This window comes from Paraburkholderia sp. 31.1, from assembly GCF_014397645.1.
Lineage (GTDB): Bacteria > Pseudomonadota > Gammaproteobacteria > Burkholderiales > Burkholderiaceae > Paraburkholderia > Paraburkholderia tuberum.
On the sequence record NZ_VZQN01000213.1, the window covers coordinates 1 to 434 of the forward strand.

Sequence of the window (434 nt, forward strand, 5' to 3'; positions counted from 1 at the left end):
GCCTGGAAGTGGCGCGGGCGCCCGGTCAAGCTGGTTGACGGCACCGGGATCTCGATGCCCGATACGCCGTCGAACCAGGCCCGTTTCCCGCAGTCCAGTGCTCAGGCCGAAGGAGTGGGCTTTCCATTGGCCTATCTGGTTGCGGTGATCTGTCTGGCAAGCGGCGCAGTACTGGAGTCGGCGGTCGGAACTTACGCGGGCAAAGGCAGCGGGGAGCTGACGGCGTTTCGCATGCTGCAAGGCACGTTTCGCAAAGGTGACGTGATCGTCGCCGATGCCTTGTACTGCCACTACTTTCTGATGGCCTCAATGATCGCCGCCGGGGTGGACGTCGTGATGGAACAGCATGGGGCACGCCGCACCGACTTTCGGCGAGGCCGGTCCCTGGGCACGCGCGATCACATTGTGACGTGGCCCAAACCCCGGCAGCGTCC

Annotated in this window: 1 protein-coding gene; it reads left to right on the top strand. The window is 64.5% G+C overall.

Annotated features, from left to right (window positions below):
• The coding region (locus F6X37_RS36040; RefSeq protein WP_187614697.1) for a transposase at window positions 1-434 on the top strand (434 nt) is incomplete at both ends.